The following is a 21,303-nucleotide window of genomic DNA, read 5'->3' as shown; positions in this document are numbered from 1 at the left end:
GGCTGATGTGAATGGATTATGATGTAATGATACTAGGAGGCGGAATAATAGGATGTTCCTTAGCCTATGAGTTATCTAAGTATAGTTTAAATATAGCTTTAGTTGAAAAGGATTATGATATAGCAGATGATGTAGCTTTTATAAATTCTACTATAGTGTATGATGGTATTGAATCTGAAGATGATTTAACGGCTGAATTGGAAGTAAAAGGCAATAAACTTATGGAACAAATATCTAAAAAATTTCATATACCTTTTAAAAAAGTAGGATCTTTAATTATTGCGCAAACAGATGAAGAGGCATCAAAGATAGAAAATATGTATGCGAGGTCACTGAAGAGAAATATAAAAAATATATATCTTTTGAATAAGGAAGAAGTAAGTAACATTGAACCAGAATTAAATATAGATGTAAAAAAAGCCTTATATTCTAAAAATACTATGTCTATAGCTCCTTTTGATTTGGCAATAGCTTATGCAGAGATAGCTTTTGATAATGGTGTAAATTTTAAGTTGGAAGAAGAAGTTTTAAAAATAGAGAAACTATCTAAAGGGTATAGGGTTATTACAAATAGAAATAAATTTACTTGTAATATTGTTTTAAACACTACTCCAGATGAAAATTTTAATATGGATTCTAATAGCAGAGATAATTATGGTATAAGCAATTTAAATTATTTTTTATTTGAAAAAAATAATACTAAAGGATTTAATAATATAATACAAAAATTAGAATATAAAGATACATTAAAGAGAATTTTAGTTGTACCTACTGTTCAAGGAAGTATGACGTTGGTAGTTGATTCTTATGATAAGATAAATTATAAAGATACTTTAAAATATTCATCTTTATTGTTAAATAAAACGGAAGAGATAGATATTAATACTTTTTATCAATTTCCTTATTATGATGACAATATAATAATAGATTATAGTTTAATAGATAAGGGATATGTAAAAGTTATGATAAATCATTATGCACAAGTTACAATAACTCCGTATGTATCTAAGATGATTAGTGAAATTGTAGTTAATAATATAAATTGCGTGCTAAAAAAAGATTTTATAGATAAAAGAAGAGAATACTATAAATTTAGGGATTTATCTTATGAAGAAAGACAAAAAGTTATAGCTATGGATAAAAGATATGGAAAGATAATATGTCCTTGTAATGAAGTTACTGAAGGAGAGATTATAGATTCTATAAGAAGACCTTTAGGAGCAAGGACAATAGAAGGAGTAAAAAGAAGAACGGGTGCTGCATTTGGAAACTGTCAGGGAACCTATTGTTTAAATAAAATAGCTTTTATATTGGCGAGAGAAACTAATAAAGTAATGACAGATATAGTAAAGGACTCTAAAAACTCTAAAATTACACCTTGGAGAATCAAGGAATTTGATACAATGTAATTTTCATGGAGGAATAAAAAGTGATTAGGGAATTTATTTGTAAAGGCTGTAACAAAAAATGTATTTTGACTATAGAAGATAATGATTATAAAAAAATTAAAGGAAATGAATGTAATTTGGGAATAGATTACGGCAAATTATACAATAATAGTACAAAAGGTATATTTACTAGTTTAGTAAGAGTAAAGGGATCAAAAAATAATATTGTACCTGTAAAGACTACAAGGCCCATAGATAGGAGTTTATGGATAGCTTGTTCTAAAGCTTTAAGTAGGCTATATGTAGGTGCTCCTATAAAAATTGGAGATATAATATGCAAAAATATTTTAAATACAGGTGTAGATATAGTATGCACTAAAAATATATATAAAGAATAGTGTAAATATAAAAGTTTACTTTCTTGGTATTGACATGTAATTATACTATTTGTATAATTTTAGTTAGTTATTGATTAAAACTAAATATTAACCGATGACGAGGAATAGTATCTTTTTATAGTTTTAAGAGAGTTAGCGTTAGGTGTGAGCTAATAACTATATTTTGAGAATCCACCTTTGAGGGACTGTGATAAGCAGTACGGATTTATTTCGTTAAAATAATTAAGAGGGTTATTATAACCAATTAGGGTGGCAACGCGGAGCTTTTCGTCCCTTGTACAAGGGAGAAGGCTCTTTTTATATTATAAAAAATGAGAGGAGGATTATTTATTAGACTATTGTCTAGTAAATAAAATAATATGTTAGATTTAAAAAGAATAAGAAATGACAAAGAACAAATAAAGGAATCATTAAGAAATAGGGGAGAAAATTTTGATACAAATATAATAGATGAAGTTGTATCTTTAGATGAGAAAAGAAGAAATATACTTGTAAAAGTAGAAACATTAAAAAGTAAAAGAAATAAGGTTTCTTCTGAGATACCAAAATTAAAAAAAGAAGGAAAAGATGTAGAAGGTATAAAAGCTGAAATGAAAAAGCTTTCAGAAGAGGTAAAGGCATATGATGCAAAAGTATCAGAAATAGATGACAAAATAGAATATATAATGCTTAGAATACCTAATATACCTAATCCTAATGTGCCAAATGGCGAAAGTGATGAGGATAATATTGAAATAAGAAAATGGTTAGATCCTAAAAGCTTTAATTTTGAAACTAAAGCTCACTGGGATATTGGAACAGATTTAAATATACTTGATTTTGAAAGAGCCGGAAAAGTTACAGGATCTAGATTTACATTTTATAAAGGGTTAGGAGCTAGACTTGAAAGAGCTATAATAAGTTATTTTTTAGATATGCATACAGATGAGCATGGATATACAGAGATACTTCCACCTTATATGGTAAATAGAACTAGTATGACAGGGACAGGTCAATTACCAAAATTTGAGGAAGATGCCTTTAAAATATCTAATAATGATTACTTTTTAATTCCAACAGCAGAAGTTCCAGTAACTAATTTATATAGGGATGAAATACTAAAGGGAGAAGAGTTACCAATTAAACATGTTGCATATAGTGCATGCTTTAGATCAGAAGCAGGTTCTGCAGGTAGGGACACAAGAGGACTTGTAAGACAGCATCAATTCAATAAAGTAGAGCTTGTTAAATTTGTTAAACCGGAACAATCTTATGATGAACTTGAAAAACTAACTAGTGATGCTGAGGATGTATTAAAAGGGTTAAAACTTCCATATAGAGTAGTTAGAATATGTAAGGGTGATTTAGGTTTTACAGCAGCATTAAAATATGATATAGAAGTTTGGATGCCAAGTTATAATAGATATGTAGAAATATCAAGTTGTAGTAATTTTGAAGATTTTCAAGCAAGACGTGCTAATATTAGATATAAAGAAGATTCTAAATCAAAGCCTAAATATATTCATACATTAAATGGGTCAGGAGTAGCCATAGGAAGAACTGTTGCAGCTATACTTGAAAATTATCAAAATGAAGATGGTTCTGTAACAATACCAGAAGTGATAAGACCTTATATGGGAGGAAGAGAACTAATAAAATAATTAACAACAGCTTATCATAAAAATATAGATTCTAAGATAATAAGTAAGCACTAATAAATTTATTATATTAAAATTAAATGGTGCTTACTTATTTGAATAAAATAATAAAATTATATTGACAAAAACTAATGGGAATGTTATAATAATTTCTGTTGCAAAGTTAAATATGTGGAGAGATGGTCGAGTTGGTTTAAGGCACCGGTCTTGAAAACCGGCGTACGGGTGACCGTACCTAGGGTTCGAATCCCTATCTCTCCGCCATTTTTATATAAAAGGTAAGGCATGGAGAAATACTCAAGTGGCTGAAGAGGCGCCCCTGCTAAGGGCGTAGATCGGGTAACCGGTGCGAGGGTTCAAATCCCTCTTTCTCCGCCAAGAAACACCTATTTCAGGTGATTTTTTATTGTTTATAACATTTTCATCTAAATATTTCATAATTTATATAAAAGCTAAAAAATATGTTGACATATATTATTTTTATTGTTATAATTTATTACGTAGTCAAGTAAAAATTAAAAAAAACGTGGAGAGATGGTCGAGTTGGTTTAAGGCACCGGTCTTGAAAACCGGCGTACGGGTGACCGTACCTAGGGTTCGAATCCCTATCTCTCCGCCATTTTTATATAAAAAGTAAGGCATGGAGAAATACTCAAGTGGCTGAAGAGGCGCCCCTGCTAAGGGCGTAGATCGGGTAACCGGTGCGAGGGTTCAAATCCCTCTTTCTCCGCCAAGGAACACCTATTTTAGGTGTTTTTTTATTGAAAATAATTGATTTATTTATTCTTTTGTGTTAATATATTATTGTTATATGCATCGGTAGCTCAGTTGGATAGAGTAGCTGGCTACGAACCAGTTGGCCGCGGGTTCGAATCCTGCCCGGTGCACCATTTAAAAATATCTTAAAATGATTTAAATCATTTTAAGATATTTTTTTATATCAGAAAAAAGTTTTTTATTAATAAGATCTTAATAAAAGAAAAAATATATCAAAATTGTATCATAATGTTTGATATAAGTTTTGTAAAGATATACAATATAAATACATTTACAAAGTAAATTTTATAAAGGGGATAGATATGAAAAGGGAAAATATCCATATAAGGGATAAATACTTTTTTATTTTTGATAGTATTCCAGAACCTATATTTTTATTAGATAAAGATAATAAAATACAAAATATTAATGAATCCACTAAGAAACTGTTAAAATCATCTAATGAAATTAATAAAATAATAGATAAAGACAATAAATTATTATGGATAAAAGAGGAGTTAAACTTTTTTAAAGATGGGGAATATACGGAGATAAGTTTTATTAGAAAATTTTTATCTATTAATGATGAACTGTATTTTAAGATTAAACTAAAAAAAATAAATATAGAAAAAACTATTTATACAATAGTAATATTAAGTGATATAACTTATTCTAGAAAATTAGAGATAGAATTAAAAAAAAATAAAAACCTATTTAAAGAAATTACTGAAAATATAAAAATGTTAAATGTAACTGTTAATAAGAGTATTGAAGATATACAGTTTTTATCTAATAATATTAACTCTAATAATTTAGAAAATAAAAAGTTGATTGAAGAGAAGTTTATAAAGGTATGCGAAGCTTTTATTCTTAATATGAAAAGTAATATAAAAAATTTTAATTTTTCCTGTTTAGAATTAGAAGTGGATAGTTTTAAAGAATTTATAAAGTATAATACACAATTTAACAATATATACTTAATTTCAAATATTATTAAATATAAAATTGTTAATCAGGATATAAATGGTATAATAGATAACTTTAATAAATTACAAGATGAAATAAGTAAAATAAAAAGTCAATTATAAAATCCCCTTATTTATAAATGAATAAGGGGATTTTTTTATATCTTAAATCCTATTTCTTCTCCTAAAATTACGTTACATTCATAACCTAGTTTTGTTTGATTTAAAATATCCTCATGTATTTTTATTGTATTTTTCTTAAAAAATAAAATTACAGTAGATCCTCCAAATTTAAAATAACCTTTTTCATCACCTTTTTTAACTTCTTTATTAGGAATATAAGACTGTATAATTGATCCAACGCAAGTAGCACCAACCTCTAAATAAATTACATCGTCAAAATTTGTTGTATGAAATATGGAGTACTCCCTTTTATTTTGACAAAAAAGCTTAGAAATATTACATAAGGCTATTGGATTTACAGAATAATAGAAGCCCTTAATTTTATTTGTTTTTTCACAAATACCATCATCTATAAAATGAAATCTATGATAATCAGTTGGACAAAGTCTTAATATTAAACAAGAACCATCTTTATATTCTTCAGCTAAAGACTTATTATCTATTAGTTCATATAAGCTATAAGTAAATCCTTTTACTTGTACTAATTTATCTAAATCTATATTATCATATGCTAATAGTTTTCCATCACCAGGGGAAATTAATATACTTTTATTAGGATTTATAGGTCTAGCTTCTTTTTTTAATTTTCTTGTAAAAAAATCATTAAAAGATTTAAATTTATTAGAAGGAATTTCACATAAAGACATATCAATTTTAAAATCTTCAATAAAATTTTGTATTTTATTTTTACTTATGCCTCTATCACAATACCAGCCATATATTTTAGAAAAAAGTTTCTTTTTTATTAATAATTCTAAAAAGTTTTTACCTATAGGAGAGGTGTATGTCCAGTTAAGATATTTTTCACCAGCAACTTTTTCTACTTCATATTTTTTTATTTTTCTATTATAATACTTTATAATTTAAGACTCCTCCTTTGCATAAATAAATTATTATAATTTTAGTAAATAAAATTTAATTGCAAATATAAAAATACAGATGTCAATAAAAACAATAGTTATATATTATAATTTGCCAGATTTTATTATGGATATAAGAAGCCATAATCCCATAAATGCAGCTATAAGATAACCAACTATACCTATTATAGAGATATTACAAAATTTAGGACCTATATTTGTATTAAGTATTAGTGAAGAAGCTATTATCATAGAGGATATAATAAGTGCAAATACTATTCTATTAATCATTCTATTTAATTCATTTATAGACTTATTTAAATTACTTATTTGTAAATTAAATTTTACTCTACCATTTAATATGCCATTAATTAATTTTATAGTTTTATTGGGAATTCTAGTAGAACTATCGATAATCTTATAACCTCTTAAAATTATATCATCAAAATTAATATCCTTAAATGTTTTAAATCTATTAAATGATTTAACATAAGGTATAGCTATATCTATTATTTTAATATCTGGAGAAGTTTTTTCTATTACTCCTTCTACAATAACTAAAGTTCGTATTAATAAAGTTAACTCTTTAGGAAGTTGAAGATTATTTTTATTGGCACATCGAAATATTTCTTGAAACATAACTGAAATTTTTATATTTTTTAGAGAAACAGAAATATATGTATCTAATAAATAACTAATATCTTCAAATAAAATATTTTTATCTATATAACCTTTTTTTATACCTATAGATAAAAGTATAGATACTAGTCTATCTACATCATTATAAGCTATAGCTATTATAGCTTCATTTAATGATTCTTTTAATGAATTTGAAAGCTTTCCTACTATTCCAAAATCTATATAGCATATTTTCCCTTCACTTATTAATAGATTGCCAGGATGAGGATCGCCATGAAAAAAACCATCTTTAAAAATCTGTTTTAATATAGATAGAGTTAGTTTTTGTGATAGATCTTCAGTATCATAATTAAGTTTTTTTAAGTTTTCTATATCTGTAATTTTAAATCCGTATATTTTTTCCATAGTTAAAACTTTTTTGCCAGATAAGTTATCTATAACTTTAGGACAATAAACAAATTTAATATTTTTATTTAGATTAGCAAATTCTTTCATATTTTTAGCTTCATTAGTAAAGTTTAATTCGTTATTAGTAGATTTTGTTATTTCATCAATAGCTTCTTTAGGATCTATTAATGTATTTATTGATTTCACTTTAGTAATAGATAATATTTTTCTTAATATTGATAAATCCATATTCATTTGTTCTAATATTTTTGGTCTTTGAATTTTTACTATAACTTTTTCATCAGTATATAATTTTGCACAATACACTTGAGATATAGATGCGGAAGCAATAGGAACTTTATTAAACTCTTTAAATACATCTGATACATTTTTATTAAATTCATTAAAAAAAATTTTATTAATATCTTCAAATTTTTCAGGAGGTACATTATCTTGAAGTTTTGATAGTTCATTTATATAGTTTGAAGGTAATATGTCTGGTCTAGTACTTAGAATTTGGCCTATTTTAATGAAGGTAGGGCCTAATTTTTCAAAAGCTTTTCTTAAATTTTTAGCAACTTTTTCTTCATTAAATTTTGAGTCTATAATATGACCAAAACCATAATAGGTCAATATTTTGATTATTTCTTTAAATCTCTGTACAGAATTTTTATACATGATACTGTAACTCCTTATTGTGGATTTAGAATTCATATAAATATAAGCCCTAACATTTGTTGGGCTTATATTTTAATTTACTTTTTTAAGTTATTTATTTTATTTTCTAATTCTTGTATCTTATTTTTTAATTCTTCTACTTCAGTTTGTTTTGCAAAATTCATTTCTTTTAATATATTTATTATATCTTCTTTAGAAAGTTTATCATATTTATAGCACTTATTTATATTACCTTTTTTCCCATATTCTACTGTTCGCTTTAATTCTTCAGATAATTCTTTTCCTTCACCAACAGTTAATTTACCCTTTTTAACCATTTCATCTATTAAATTAGAGGCTTTTTCATAAGTATAAGCTGCAGATCCAATACCTGCCAAAAGTATATTTTTAAATTGATTAATCATAATTAATACCTCCTATATATGTATATTTATAGTATATTACAATTGATAAAATATTATAAATAAAATAATTATTAACTTTAAAGATAATAAATTACAAATATATTGACATTATTAATATTTTGTAATAAACTATTGAAGTAAACGATGAGCGCTCGTAGCTCAGTAGGATAGAGCAGCGGTTTCCTAAACCGCGTGCCGGGGGTTCGATTCCTCTCGGGCGTACCAAAATAAAACTTTGCAAATATATAGTTTGCAAAGTTTTATTTTATTATAAGAACAATATAAAAATTTTTATAAAAAATTAATAAAAGATAGTTCAAACCAATGAACTATCTTTTATTTGGGATAAAATTTAATAGATTTGACATAATATAATGTTAGATATTATTAATAAAATAAAGGAACAAAGGAGGAAGTAATGAAAAATTTGTTAGTTAAGTTAAGTATAATTTTTAGTTTAATATTTTGCACATCAATTAATGGAGTAGATGCTTTAAATAACGAAGAAATTAAAGATAGTTCAAAAGAAAAGAAGATAATATATTTAACTTTTGATGATGGACCTAGCGTTGTTACTAATGATGTTTTGGATATATTAAAAGAGAATAATGTTAAAGCTACATTTTTTTTAATAGGTAATCAAATTAAAGGTAAAGAAGATATTGTAAAAAGGATTCAAAATGAAGGACATGGAATAGGATTGCACACTTATACTCATAAATTTAAAAAGATATATGCTAGTAATGATGCCTTTATTAATGAAATGTTACAATGCCAAGATGAGGTTTATAGGGTAACGGGTGAAAGACCCAAAATAATTAGATTTCCTGGCGGAAGTGTAAAAAGATTAACTAAAGAGTTTAAAAGTAGATTAGATGAGAAAGGTTTTAAGGTATACGATTGGAATATCGATTCTGGCGATGGGATAAGGCCTAAAACTCCACCAGATAAATTATTAAAACAAGCTACTCATGGAAATGTTAAGTCAGGACCTATAATATTGCTTATGCACTGTGATTGCATGCAAAAAAATAGTTGTAAAGCTTTGCCAAGTGTAATAAAATTTTATAAAGATAAAGGCTATGAATTTAAGGTAATTGTTGATAAAACTCCAGAATGCTATTTTCCCATAAGAAGATAGTATAGCCTATAAAAACTCTAAAGATTTAAATCTTTAGAGTTTTTATAGGCTATACTTAATGAAGTATTTCCTAAGAAATATAAAAATTAAAAACAGGTAATATAAATTTTTATAAAATGCCTTAAAATGTTTACAATATATTAAATTAGTTATAATATATAAATAAATTATATTATTTCTAATAAGGAGATTTTTATGGAAAAATTTATGCTAGAAGCTATAATTGAGGCACGGAAGGCCTTTAAAATTAAAGAGATTCCAGTGGGAGCAGTTATAGTAAAGGAGAATAAAATTATAGCTAGAGCATATAATTTAAAAGAAAATTTAAAAGATCCTACAGCCCATGCAGAAATTTTAGCAATAAAAAAAGCTGCAAAAATATTAAACAATTGGAGGCTTACAGGTTGTAGTATGTATGTAACCTTAGAACCTTGTCCTATGTGTGCAGGGGCTATATTGCAATCAAGAATAAGCAAATTATATATAGGAACTTTTGACTGTACTACAGGGGCTTGTGGTTCTGTAGTAAACTTAATTAATAATCCTTATTTAAATAGTAACCTATCTGTAAATTGGATGTATAACCAAACATGTAGTCAATTATTAGATAATTTTTTTTATAATCTAAGAAATAAAAATTAAGGAATGGTGGTTGAATGAATTAAGGCAACTGACTGGAAATCAGTAGTGGGATTTTTCCATCAAGGATTCGCATCACTTTTTTTCCATCATTTAATATATTTTTACATTTATAGAAATCAAAATATTTGTTGAAGGTGTTGAAGTTATATTAAATTCATAGTATAATACAATATGTTAACTATAAATTTAATATATTTAAACTACTGAGGAGAGATGTCCGAGAGGTTTAAGGAGCACGCCTGGAAAGCGTGTATAGGGGAAACTCTATCGGGGGTTCGAATCCCCCTCTCTCCGCCATTTAAAATTTCCGTGCTAGATGGGGAGTTAGCGGTGCCCTGTAACCTGCAATCCGCTATAGCAGGATTGAATTCCTTGCTTAGACTTTAATCTGTGGGGTCTGGCCTGTAAAAGTGGTGTTGATAGTTGGGTCCCACGCAACAGAAATTCATAAACTCCGTCAGATCCGGAAGGAAGCAGCGGTAAGTGAAACCTTCTGTGTGTCGTGGAATAACCTGATTTGAGCTAACTATATAGGTAACGCTTATAGATTAATAGTCAAAGCAAGGTGCACGGTTTAATATTAGAAATAAAAAGGTACTTATGTAAAGTACCTTTTATTTTTATAATCTGACTTATTAAATTAATAGTGATGTATAATAAAGTTAACATATATAATTAGTTATGTGATAAGAAGGTGGTAAATTTGGCTTATACTGCATTATATAGAGAGTGGAGACCTAGAATTTTTGATGACGTAGTAGGACAAAAACATATAACTATTACTGTTAAAAATCAGGTTAAAGAAAATAGAATAGCTCATGCTTATCTATTTTGTGGTACCCGTGGCACAGGAAAAACTTCTACAGCAAAAATATTATCTAAAGCAGTAAATTGTTTAAATCCTAAAGGCGGAGAACCTTGTAACGAATGTGAGATTTGTAAGAAAATAAATAATGGTTTATTAATGGATGTTATAGAAATGGATGCAGCTTCTAAAAGAAAATTAGAAGATATAAAAGATGTTATAGAAAATGTAAAATATCCCCCTCAAGAAGGAAAATATAAAGTTTATATAATGGATGAAGTTCATATGTTAACACAGGAAGCTGTAAATGCTTTTTTGAAGACTTTAGAGGAGCCACCAAGTAATGTTATTTTTATATTGGCTACTACAGATCCTCAAAAATTGCCTGTAACAATATTATCTAGATGTCAAAGATTTGATTTTAAAAGGATAAAGAATGAGGACATTTCTAATAGACTTAGAGATATAGTTTCAAAGCAAGGCATATTTGCAGATGATAGAAGTCTTAATTTAATAGCTAGAATGTGTGATGGGGCTATGAGGGACGCTTTGAGTATTTTAGATCAAGTTATATCTACAGGAGACGGGAAGGTAGAATATGATCAGGTTGTAGAAATGTTAGGGCTTGTAACCAATGAAAATTTAATAAGATTAACAGATAGTATAATAGAAAAAGATGTAGAAAAATCTATGAAAATTATAGATGATATAGTTCTAAGTGGTAAGGATATATATAATTTTATTAAAGATATAATAAACCACATGAGAAATCTACTTATGGTTAAGGTTAGTAGGAATCCAGATGATATTCTAGATATGTCTAGTGAAAATATAGATTTTGTAAAAGAACAATCCAAAAGGATAAGAATTGAAGAAATCATGAGGGATATAAGGATATTACAAGAGGCAGAAAAAGAATCAAAGTGGATAAAACAAAGTAGAATATATTTGGAACTTTCTGTGCTTAAGATGTGTAAAATAGAGTATGACACATCTAAAGAAGTCATGTTATTAAGGTTAAACAAATTAGAAGAAAAAATAAAATCAGGTAACTTTAATGTTTTAAAAGAAGATAAAGAAGTTAAGAGATTTATAAAAAAAGAAAATAAAAAGATGAAAGATAATGTTATACAAGAAGTTAGTAGTTATTATGAGGAACCAGTAAATAAAGAGTCTAAAATTACATTAGATATGGTGAAAAAAATTTGGAGTGATATATTAGAAGATTTTAAAGCAAAAAGGTTGATGGTATTATATGCAGCTTTAGTTACAGCTAAAGTGATAAACTGTAAGGATGGGATTATAACATTAATGTACAGCACTGAATATTCCTTTAATAAAAAAAGATTAGAGAAAGTAGAAAATAATAAAATAGTGGAAGAAATATTTTCACAGGTACTAAAAGAAAAAGTTAGAATAAGATATATTGTAGAGGAAGAATTTAAAGCAGGAGAAACAGAAGAACAAATAATTAAAGATACTTTTGGGGATAATTTAGTAGAAATAATTGACGATTAGTTATTTATAAAAGGGAATTGTGATATAATTAAAATCGAATTATTTATTAATATTAAGGAGGATAATATTTATGGCAAGAGGCGGATTTCCAAATATGGGTGGAGCTAATATGAATAATTTAATGAAGCAAGCTCAAAAGTTCCAACAACAAATGCAAAAACTTCAACAGGAAATGGAAGATAAAGAATTTCAAGTTACTGTTGGAGGAGGAGCTGTTGTAGCTGTTGCTAATGGAAAAAAACAAATTGTAGATATAACAATAAAACCAGAAGTAATAGATGAAGATGATATTGAAATGCTTGAAGATTTAATATTAAGTGCTTGTAATGAGGCATTAAAGAAAGCAGAACAAGATACTTCAAAAGAAATGCAAAAAATTACTGGAGGAATGAATATTCCAGGAATGTTCTAGTAGTTACTAATAACAGTTAAATAAATTGAGGTGAAGAATTTGGATTTTTATCCTATAGCTATAGAAAAACTAATGGAAGAGTTTGCAAAACTACCAGGTGTTGGTTATAAAACTGCTCAAAGACTTACTTTGCACATTTTAAATTTACCTCAAGATGAAGTAAAGGAATTTGCACAGGCTCTTGTAAAAGCTAGAGGAACCATAAAATATTGTTCAGTATGTGGTAACTTTACAGACAAAGATCCTTGTGCTGTATGTGGTAATCCTAATAGAGATAAATCTATAATATGTGTGGTAGAAGAACCTAAAGATATTATTTCTATGGAAAAGGTAAAAGAATATAATGGATTATATCATGTTCTTCATGGAAACATATCTCCTATGGCAGGAAGAGGTCCTGAAGATATAAAACTTAGAGAACTTATAAAAAGAATAAATGGTAGTGTAGATGAAGTTATAGTAGCCACTAATCCTAATGTAGAAGGAGAAGCTACGGCTATGTATATATCTAAGATAATAAAACCTTTGGGAGTTAAAGTAACTAGAATCGCACACGGGGTTCCTGTAGGTGGGGATTTAGAATATGCAGATGAGGTTACATTATCAAAAGCCTTAGAAGGAAGAACTGAATTATAATAAATTTAATGAATATAAATCCCATTTTGTGTCTATTATTAGAATAGGATATAAAATGGGAGGTTTTTTTATGATAAAAAAATCAAAAACTAAGGAAAAAGAAATATTGTTAAATTCTATAGAAAATGTAGTAGATGAAATAAAAAACATAAGAATATTATTTGAAAATGCAAATGATCCTAAGCTGATAGATTATGCTATATATACAGAAGAAGCTTTAAAAGCTAAGTATATGTATTTATTATCTCAAGCAAAACAGAAGGGAATAAAAGTTCAATATGAAGACATTGTAAAAGAAGTAGAAGTAGTTTAATAGAATTGACCACTAAAATTAACAATGATAGTTAATTTTAGTGGTCAATTTTCTGTAATAACATATATACTTTTTTATATTATAGAATATAATTAATATATAATATAAAATAAGGGAGGCATAAGTTTGCAAATACAATATATGCTATATTTTCTTGTAGCTATTTTTCTTCTAGTATTATTGGTGAAACTCTTTTCTTGGCCATTAAAGATATTATTTACGCTTATAGGAAATGCCATTTTAGGTATAGTTTTATTATTTATAGTAAATTTTATAGGAGCAAGCTTCAATTTTTATATTGGGATAAATATTTGGACGTCTCTTATAGCAGGTTTTTTTGGTATACCTGGAGTTATATTCCTTATAATTTTTAAACTTTTTTTATAAACAATGTGGATAAATATATGAATATTAATATCGAAGAGTTATCCACAGGGATTTTGTGGATAAAACCTAACCTCATGTGTATAATTAAGAATAATAAACATAATTTAATATAGATAGTATATATTATATTAAATTTATATAAAACATCATGTAAGGAGGGGACAATTATTGAGATATTTAAATATCTCAATAATAGAATTTTGATAATAAATAAAAAAATAATAGAAGCAAAATTTTTAAAAAGGCCTAACAGATTTCAAGCATATGTAGATATAAATGGTAAAATTGAAATGATTCATGTACCTAATACTGGTAGATGTAAAGAAATATTAATTCCTGGATGTACGGTGATTTTAAGAAAGGAAGACAATCCTAGTAGAAAAACAAAGTATGATTTAATAGCTGCATATAAAGGAAATATGCTTATAAATATAGATTCTCAAATTCCTAATAAAGTAGTAAAAGAGGCTTTAAATAATGGTAAAATACAGTCTCTAAAAATGTTTAATAATATAAAAACAGAAAAAACTTTTGGTAATAGTAGATTTGATTTTAAATTAGAGGATATGCAAAGTAATGAATATTATCTAGAGGTAAAAGGTGTGACTTTTGAAAAAGATAAGATTGCTAAGTTTCCAGATGCACCTACGGAAAGGGGGACAAAACATTTACTGGAGCTTATTGAAGCGAAAAAGCAGAATAAAGGGGCAGGAGTATTGTTTTTAATACAATTTGATGGTGCTAAAGTATTTTCACCTTATGATGATATGGATAAAAACTTTGGGGCAGCGTTAAGATTAGCCTATAAAAATGGTGTGGATATTTTAGCATATGATTGCTTAGTAGATAAAAACTATATAGAATTGAAAGATAAGATTGAAATTAAATTGTAATATAATATGAAGTTAATAAAGGGGGGAAAGGCTTAAAATTTATAGCTATAACTATGAAATTTAATTATTGTCCTTTATGTGGAAGGAAGTTAGTAGATAAATATAGCTTTGATGAGGGAGGAGTACCTTATTGTGAATTCCATGATAAGATGTTTTTTAACACTCCTAAGCCTTGTATAGTAGTTGCAGTTCTAAAAGAGGACAAAATATTACTATTGAAGCAGAGTTATATATTTGAAAATTCTAAGGTATTATTATCAGGGTATGTATCTCCTGGTGAAACTGTAGAAGAAACTGTGATTAGAGAAGTAAAAGAGGAGTCAGGCTTAAATATAGATCAATTAAAATATTTAGGAAGTGAATTCTTAAAAGAAAAAGATCTAATAATGCTTACATTTATGGCTAAATATAAGGATGGCATTTTGAATAAATCTTCCGAAGTTGAATGGATTGATTGGATACCTTTAAAAGAAGCATTAAATCATATGAAAGAAGATATAATAGGTCAAAACATAGTAAGAAAAGTTTTAAAGGAGTTAGGTTATTAGATGTTAAATGAAGGATATTAAAAATATATTAAAAGTATAATTTATAGAAGGTTTTTTAACTTACATATAGAATTAATTGTTTTAAATATAGCTTATTTTAAGGAGGAAAAAATGGTTAAAAGGGTTGACAAGGTACCTAAACATGTACCAGAAATAAAAGGTACATTAAGAAGTCATATGATTGAAATTCCTTCAATTATTAGGGAAGCTAGCGGAATTAGGGTATTTGGTAAAAGAATAAAATCTTTTGTGTATAGTACTGATGTAGCGGTAATAAAAAATACTAATGCAGATGCAGTAGTAGCTGTTTATCCATTTACGCCTCAACCTATAATAACTCAAGCACTTATTTTAGCTGCAGATATTCCTGTATTTTGCGGTGTAGGCGGGGGGCTTACTACGGGAAAAAGAGTTATTAATCTAGCTTTGGATGCGGAATTTAAAGGAGCTATGGGAGTAGTTTTAAATAACCCAACACCTAATGAAATTTTACAACAGGTAAGAGAAACAATAGATATACCAATAGTTATAACTGTTGTATCAGAATATGAGGATATAGAATCAAGAATAAAATCAGGTGCTACTATATTAAATATTTCAGGAGCTAAAAGAACTCCTTATATAATAAAAGAAATAAGAAAAAAGCATCCTGACTTTCCTATAATAGCAACGGGTGGACCTAATGAAGAAAGTATAAAAGCAACTATAGAAGCAGGTGCCAATGCTATAACGTATACACCACCGCCATCATCAGAAATATTTAGTGAAGTTATGGATAGATATAGATTAAACTTTAAAAAAGAACATGATAACGAATAATAAAAAAGAAGCTGACTAAAATAGGATTTTTAATTCAGCTTCTTTTTACATTATAAAATAAATAATAATTGATTAATAGTTTTAGAATATTTCCTTGGAATTAAATTATGTATATGTAATTTAATACATAAAATAATAAAAAATGTATTTCAATAGCATTTTTTTCAAATTTGTAGTAATATATTCTTGATTATATATAAAATCTATCACGCATAAGTTTGGGTATAGATAAATTTTATTTTAACTTATTTAAAGGTTAGGTAAAACTGTTTAAATAAGCTGGATTTATATAACTTACCTAATAAAAATATTATTTTTATAGGGGGATAAGAATGAAAGGGACATTATTTTATTTTAGTGGAACAGGAAATACTAAGTGGGTAGCAGATAGAATTAAATGTGAATTTGAAAAATCAGGACATTATATTGATATACTAAATATAGAAAATTTTGATGGAGATTTAAAAAGGATTTTTAATTATGATTATCTAATTATAGGAACACCTATTTACGCAGAGATGCAGCCTAAAATAGTAGATGATTTTGTAAAAAAAATACCTAAAACAGATAATGAAATGAAAGTTATAGTGTATTCAACTCAAGGAGGACATACATCCTGTGGATCAGAGAGTATTTCTAGGGCTTTAAGTAAAAAGGGATATAAAGTACTTATACAAGAAAATATAAAAATGATTAATAATTATTACTTTGCTGTAGGAAAAAAGCCAATTAAAGAAGATATAGAATCCATACTAGATGAAGCTGAACAAAAGATAGAGAAATTAGTTAATAGTTTCATACAAGGGAAAAGGAGTATAAATAATATATCATCTCTAAGACTATTATTAGGAAAGGCTGCATCTAAAGGCTTTAAGAAAATTTTGCCTAAATTATCTAAAAATATTATAGCGTCAAAAGAGTGTACCAAATGTGGATTATGTGTAAGGAACTGTCCAAAGGGTAATATAACTGTTGAAAATGATAGGGCTGTATTCCATAGTAATTGTATGTTATGTCTGAGGTGTATATATATATGTCCTAATAATTTAGTTAACTATAAGAATAAAAAAATATATAATGTTGTAAAACCAGTAATAAATAATTTGGATATTAAGTAGGGGGATTTTTAAATGAAATTAAATAACTGTGATAAATGTAAACAAGTATTAAAATTAGATTGTAATAAGAAAGTAGATAACTGTATATGCAAAAGGTGCCCTAGGAATATAGAAAAGTGCATAATTACAAGATATTGTAGTGAGACAGAATCAACATTAAATCTTTAAAATAGAGAATAGATAATTACAGAATATTGAAATAATACAAAAAATATGTTATTATAAATTTAGTAAAACAATAAAAAATAGGTAATAACAATTTATAGGATTTAGAATTATATAATTTTATAAAGCTTAGATGCGTTACTTTAAAGGCTTAATAAAATGGTATGATTCAAGTGAATTTTTTTACAATTTAAGTTAACGGATTTTATATTATGGTAGTAACTATATTGTAATTAAAAAAATTTATGTATAAACCCTATAAATTGTTTATGTTTAATAAACTTCTATTCTTATTTTTAGTTCGGAATTCGGATATAATTAAGAGTAGGAGTTTTTTTATAATTAATAATAGTAAACTAAGGAGGAAAAATAAGTGGATTGGTTACAAAGAACTAGTTTTTTAATAGGTAAAGAAGAGGTTTTAAAATTAAAAAATAGTAAGGTTATTGTTTTAGGTGCAGGAGGTGTTGGAAGTTTTGCTATAGAAGCTTTAACTAGAGCTGGTGTTGGAAATATAGTTATAGTTGATAAAGATACTGTAGATATAACTAATATAAATAGACAAATTCATGCCAGTGTAAATACTATTGGCAAAGATAAGGTAGAAGTTATGAAGGAAAGAATTTTATCTATAAATCCACAGTGCAATGTATCTATATTTAAGGTATTTATAAAAGAAGAAAATATAGAAGATATAATAGACAAAGATACAGATTATGTAATAGATGCTATAGACACTGTTTCATCTAAAATATCTACCATAGTTTGGTGTAAGAAAAATAATATTAATATAATAAGTAGTATGGGAACAGGAAATAAATTAGATCCTACAAAATTTGAAATAGCTGATATATATGATACAAAAGTGTGTCCTTTAGCAAAAGTAATGAGATATGAATTAAAAAGAAGGAAAATAAAGACCTTAAAAGTCTTATATTCACAAGAAAAGCCTAATACTAGATCTAATGTCCCATTGAATGAAAATAAAAGACCAATTCCAGCCAGTATATCTTTTGTACCACCTTGCGCAGGACTTATTATAGCAGGAGAAGTAATTAAAGATATTACAGGCATTAGTAGTTAATATATTATGAATCGAACAAATAAAAATTAAAATTAGAGGAGATATTATGAAGGAAAAGTTAAAGTTAAATTTAAATTTATTAGCCCCCATATTTTTAAGTATGATATTACTTGCAATATGTGACAGTGTAAGGGGGGTATTTGTACCTGTTTTACAAAATGAATTTTCTATAAATAATACTAAAATAGGAATTATGATATTTGTAAGCACTTTAGGATATAGCATCTTTACATATTTAGGGGGATTGTTTTGTGAGAAAATAGGTCAAAAGAAAGTTTATATAATAGGATTTATGATTATCTTTATATCCTTACTATTAATAAGTTTTAGTCCGAATTATTTAGTATTACTTTTAGGAATGTTTCTTATAAATACAGGACAAGCTTTTATAGCTATAGCTACTAATACTATAATTCCTATTGTTTTTTTGAGTATTGAAGTAATAATAATGAATATAGCACATTTTAGTTACGGTATAGGATCAGCTATATCCCAAAGGATAGCAGGAATACTTTTATATAGTGGTATTAGTTGGAGAAAAATATATTTTTATATAGCTATAATTACTTTATTTCAATTAATAATAATTATATTTACTAAAATTCCTAACTTATATAAGTTAGAACAAAATAAAAAAATAAAAAATAAAAAAATTTTTAAAGATAAAATTATTTACTTATATATTTTTGCATTAGGATTCTATGTTTTTTCAGAAATAGCTACAGGAAATTGGTTTGTTAATTTTATAGAAAAAACTTATCATTTTAATAAAAGCCAAAGTTCTTATTATATATCTTTATTTTTTACTGTATTTGCTGTAGGTAGATTAGCAGGAGGATTTTTATTACAAAGATTAAATTATTTAAAAACAGTATCAGTTTCTTTAAGTATGGCATTAATTATGTATACATTTGGTATATTTTTAGGGGTAAAAGGATTGATGCTAATATCTTTATCTGGATTGTTTTTTTCAATAACTTTTCCTACTATTGTGTTAACTGTAAGTAAAGTTTACACAGAAAATAGTTCATATGTGACGGGAATAGTTGTAACATTTGCTTCTTTTATAAATATGATACTTAATCTTTTTATGGGATTTTTAAATGATAAATTAGGCATTTACTTAACTTATTATATGATTCCTATAAGCTTAAGTTTTTCTTTAATTTTTGTACTATTAATATATAAGAATACAAATAAATTAAATGTTAAGTAAATAGAACATAGGAGTTTTAATAGGAGAGATATTAATGACAAATAAATATAATATAAGTATAGATTTAGTTAAAGGTACTTCTAATGAGTACATAATTAGAGATGTTTTAGGTATAAATATAGGGAGAATATTTATTTTAGAGCTTTCTAATATAGATAAATATTGTTTATTTAGGATGAGTTTTTATAAATCTAATGAAGAAAAGGAATTTTATTTAAAAGAAATAATTAGAAATTTTACTGAATATTTATTTTATAAAAAAGATATGTATAAGATAAATATTATTATTGATAAAAATATAGATTCCAACTTTATGTCAGATTTAGGATTTTATTTAGAAGGTATTATTAGTAATAGTAAGATAGTAAGTAATGTACGAGATAATGAATTCTTATATGGTATAGATCTAAATACATTTAAAAAGAATAGTATACATAAAGATTTTATATTAAGAGGGGAAAGCGTTAATTTAAGGATATTATCACCCAGAAATGCAAAAGAGCTATTAGAATACTATATAAGGAATAGGGAGAGGCTTCAGGAAGTAGAACCACAAAGAGAGGAAAAATTCTATACTTTAGATAAACAAAGAGAAATATTAGTAGAATCCTATAAACAATATATAAATGGAGATATTATAGACTTTGGTATATATAACAATAATAGATTTATAGGTAAGATAAAAGTATCTAATATAATTATGGGTGGATTAAAAAGTGCTGTAATTGGATATTCTATAGATAAAGATTTTGAAAGTAAGGGATATATGAAAGAGTCATTAAAAGTTGTAATTAAATATGTTTTTAATGAGATAGGGTTACATAGGTTAGAAGCATCTACATTAACTGAAAACATAAAATCTCAAAATCTACTTTTATCTTGTGGCTTTGAGAAACTAGGTATAAATAGAAAATATATATTTATAAATGGGGATTGGCAAGATTATAATACTTATTATTTAGTGAAATAAGCTTTATAATGATAAAAACTAAACCGGGTGTATCAATATAAGAAAAACCTTGATATATGGACAATATATTAGATATAATGATTTATTTCAGTTATATGATATATATTGTTCTAGTTAGGGGGCTATTATTTGATATAATAATCTACGTTGTCTGGTGAGAGCCAAGCAATACAAAATCTTTTTTAGTTATTAAACATTAAAAAATGTATTAACAAAAAAGAATTTGAAAAAAGTGTTGACAAAGAAAAACACTTATGTTACTATAAGAAAGTCGCTTGAAGCGATATGGTCTTTGAAAATTAAACAGAGAATAACAAGAAATTTTTCTTGTAACACAGCCA

22 protein-coding genes, 7 tRNA genes, 1 other RNA gene and 1 other annotated feature are annotated in these 21,303 nt (G+C 26.3%); of the genes, 27 read left to right on the top strand and 3 right to left on the bottom strand.

All coding sequences use genetic code 11. The features are described from left to right. Positions 1-11: 11 nt before the first annotated feature. From BN1711_RS00170 to BN1711_RS00130, 9 genes are all read left to right on the top strand, one after another. On the top strand, positions 12-1,409 hold the full coding sequence (locus BN1711_RS00170) for an NAD(P)/FAD-dependent oxidoreductase (protein WP_050606206.1): 1,398 nt from the start codon (positions 12-14) through the stop codon (positions 1,407-1,409). Between the two features lie 20 nt (positions 1,410-1,429). Beyond that, positions 1,430-1,786: a DUF1667 domain-containing protein gene (locus BN1711_RS00165; protein ID WP_050606205.1), complete on the top strand. Its 357-nt coding sequence runs from the start codon at positions 1,430-1,432 to the stop codon at positions 1,784-1,786. An 85-nt stretch (positions 1,787-1,871) separates the two neighbouring features. Continuing rightward, positions 1,872-2,064 (top strand) — a binding site (T-box leader). Between the two features lie 81 nt (positions 2,065-2,145). Further along, entirely contained in the window at positions 2,146-3,426 is a 1,281-nt protein-coding gene (serS, locus tag BN1711_RS00160; protein ID WP_050606204.1) for a serine--tRNA ligase, read from the top strand. Between the two features lie 170 nt (positions 3,427-3,596). Then, a tRNA-Ser gene (locus BN1711_RS00155) sits at positions 3,597-3,687 on the top strand. Positions 3,688-3,710: 23 nt separating this feature from the next. Next, positions 3,711-3,801: transfer RNA gene (locus BN1711_RS00150), tRNA-Ser, on the top strand. 150 nt (positions 3,802-3,951) lie between these two features. Then, positions 3,952-4,042: transfer RNA gene (locus BN1711_RS00145), tRNA-Ser, on the top strand. A gap of 23 nt (positions 4,043-4,065) precedes the next feature. Then, positions 4,066-4,156 (top strand) — tRNA-Ser (locus tag BN1711_RS00140). A gap of 80 nt (positions 4,157-4,236) precedes the next feature. Next, positions 4,237-4,313, top strand: a tRNA-Arg gene (locus BN1711_RS00135). Between the two features lie 189 nt (positions 4,314-4,502). Continuing rightward, the gene (locus BN1711_RS00130) at positions 4,503-5,267 is read left to right on the top strand and encodes a nitrogen regulation protein NR(II) (RefSeq protein WP_050606203.1); all 765 of its coding nucleotides are present in this window, start codon (positions 4,503-4,505) and stop codon (positions 5,265-5,267) included. Positions 5,268-5,302: 35 nt separating this feature from the next. On the opposite strand, the gene BN1711_RS00125 is transcribed toward BN1711_RS00130, so the two are convergent. The 3 genes from BN1711_RS00125 to BN1711_RS00115 all read right to left on the bottom strand — a co-directional run bounded on the left by BN1711_RS00125 (position 5,303) and on the right by BN1711_RS00115 (position 8,295). Beyond that, positions 5,303-6,190, bottom strand: a complete 888-nt coding sequence (locus tag BN1711_RS00125) for a phosphatidylserine decarboxylase (RefSeq protein WP_050606202.1) — start codon at positions 6,188-6,190, stop codon at positions 5,303-5,305. 102 nt (positions 6,191-6,292) lie between these two features. Next, positions 6,293-7,891, bottom strand: coding sequence for an ABC1 kinase family protein (locus BN1711_RS00120; RefSeq protein WP_050606201.1), 1,599 nt, complete (start codon positions 7,889-7,891; stop codon positions 6,293-6,295). A gap of 77 nt (positions 7,892-7,968) precedes the next feature. Further along, positions 7,969-8,295: a phasin family protein gene (locus BN1711_RS00115; protein ID WP_050606200.1), complete on the bottom strand. Its 327-nt coding sequence runs from the start codon at positions 8,293-8,295 to the stop codon at positions 7,969-7,971. Positions 8,296-8,443: 148 nt separating this feature from the next. Here BN1711_RS00115 and BN1711_RS00110 point away from each other — a divergent pair. The 18 genes from BN1711_RS00110 to BN1711_RS00030 all read left to right on the top strand — a co-directional run bounded on the left by BN1711_RS00110 (position 8,444) and on the right by BN1711_RS00030 (position 20,962). Next, positions 8,444-8,520: transfer RNA gene (locus BN1711_RS00110), tRNA-Arg, on the top strand. A 193-nt stretch (positions 8,521-8,713) separates the two neighbouring features. Next, a complete protein-coding gene (locus tag BN1711_RS00105; RefSeq protein ID WP_050606199.1) occupies positions 8,714-9,436 on the top strand; it encodes a polysaccharide deacetylase family protein in 723 nt (240 codons plus the stop codon). A 195-nt stretch (positions 9,437-9,631) separates the two neighbouring features. After that, entirely contained in the window at positions 9,632-10,078 is a 447-nt protein-coding gene (locus BN1711_RS00100) for a nucleoside deaminase (protein WP_050606198.1), read from the top strand. A 207-nt stretch (positions 10,079-10,285) separates the two neighbouring features. Further along, positions 10,286-10,375, top strand: a tRNA-Ser gene (locus BN1711_RS00095). Positions 10,376-10,385: 10 nt separating this feature from the next. Beyond that, an RNA gene (ffs, locus tag BN1711_RS12165) (signal recognition particle sRNA large type) lies at positions 10,386-10,651 on the top strand. Positions 10,652-10,781: 130 nt separating this feature from the next. After that, the gene (dnaX, locus tag BN1711_RS00090) at positions 10,782-12,401 is read left to right on the top strand and encodes a DNA polymerase III subunit gamma/tau (protein ID WP_050606197.1); all 1,620 of its coding nucleotides are present in this window, start codon (positions 10,782-10,784) and stop codon (positions 12,399-12,401) included. A gap of 70 nt (positions 12,402-12,471) precedes the next feature. Next, entirely contained in the window at positions 12,472-12,813 is a 342-nt protein-coding gene (locus BN1711_RS00085) for a YbaB/EbfC family nucleoid-associated protein (protein ID WP_050606196.1), read from the top strand. A gap of 39 nt (positions 12,814-12,852) precedes the next feature. Beyond that, positions 12,853-13,449: a recombination mediator RecR gene (gene recR, locus BN1711_RS00080; RefSeq protein ID WP_050606195.1), complete on the top strand. Its 597-nt coding sequence runs from the start codon at positions 12,853-12,855 to the stop codon at positions 13,447-13,449. A 70-nt stretch (positions 13,450-13,519) separates the two neighbouring features. Next, a complete protein-coding gene (locus BN1711_RS00075) occupies positions 13,520-13,762 on the top strand; it encodes a DUF2508 family protein (RefSeq protein WP_243128185.1) in 243 nt (80 codons plus the stop codon). A gap of 141 nt (positions 13,763-13,903) precedes the next feature. Beyond that, positions 13,904-14,149: a pro-sigmaK processing inhibitor BofA family protein gene (locus BN1711_RS00070; protein ID WP_082174037.1), complete on the top strand. Its 246-nt coding sequence runs from the start codon at positions 13,904-13,906 to the stop codon at positions 14,147-14,149. A gap of 200 nt (positions 14,150-14,349) precedes the next feature. Beyond that, on the top strand, positions 14,350-15,042 hold the full coding sequence (sfsA, locus tag BN1711_RS00065; RefSeq protein ID WP_050606193.1) for a DNA/RNA nuclease SfsA: 693 nt from the start codon (positions 14,350-14,352) through the stop codon (positions 15,040-15,042). A gap of 53 nt (positions 15,043-15,095) precedes the next feature. Next, positions 15,096-15,590, top strand: a complete 495-nt coding sequence (locus BN1711_RS00060) for an NAD(+) diphosphatase (protein WP_050606192.1) — start codon at positions 15,096-15,098, stop codon at positions 15,588-15,590. Between the two features lie 111 nt (positions 15,591-15,701). Next, positions 15,702-16,409, top strand: a complete 708-nt coding sequence (locus BN1711_RS00055; RefSeq protein WP_050606191.1) for a beta/alpha barrel domain-containing protein — start codon at positions 15,702-15,704, stop codon at positions 16,407-16,409. 332 nt (positions 16,410-16,741) lie between these two features. After that, entirely contained in the window at positions 16,742-17,527 is a 786-nt protein-coding gene (locus BN1711_RS00050; RefSeq protein ID WP_050606190.1) for an EFR1 family ferrodoxin, read from the top strand. Positions 17,528-17,539: 12 nt separating this feature from the next. Further along, the gene (locus tag BN1711_RS12485) at positions 17,540-17,695 is read left to right on the top strand and encodes a hypothetical protein (protein ID WP_050606189.1); all 156 of its coding nucleotides are present in this window, start codon (positions 17,540-17,542) and stop codon (positions 17,693-17,695) included. A 370-nt stretch (positions 17,696-18,065) separates the two neighbouring features. Beyond that, a complete protein-coding gene (locus tag BN1711_RS00040; RefSeq protein WP_050606188.1) occupies positions 18,066-18,776 on the top strand; it encodes a tRNA threonylcarbamoyladenosine dehydratase in 711 nt (236 codons plus the stop codon). Between the two features lie 46 nt (positions 18,777-18,822). Next, positions 18,823-19,992, top strand: coding sequence for an MFS transporter (locus BN1711_RS00035; protein ID WP_243128184.1), 1,170 nt, complete (start codon positions 18,823-18,825; stop codon positions 19,990-19,992). Positions 19,993-20,026: 34 nt separating this feature from the next. Next, positions 20,027-20,962 carry a GNAT family N-acetyltransferase gene (locus tag BN1711_RS00030; protein ID WP_050606187.1) on the top strand — a complete coding sequence of 312 codons (936 nt, stop codon included), beginning with the start codon at positions 20,027-20,029 and terminating at the stop codon, positions 20,960-20,962. The last annotated feature ends 341 nt before the right edge of the window (positions 20,963-21,303 follow it).

The organism is Clostridium niameyense (assembly GCF_001243045.1).
GTDB lineage: Bacteria > Bacillota > Clostridia > Clostridiales > Clostridiaceae > Clostridium_F > Clostridium_F niameyense.
Note: the sequence above shows the minus strand (reverse complement) of the source record. Positions and strands in the feature narration are given on the sequence as shown.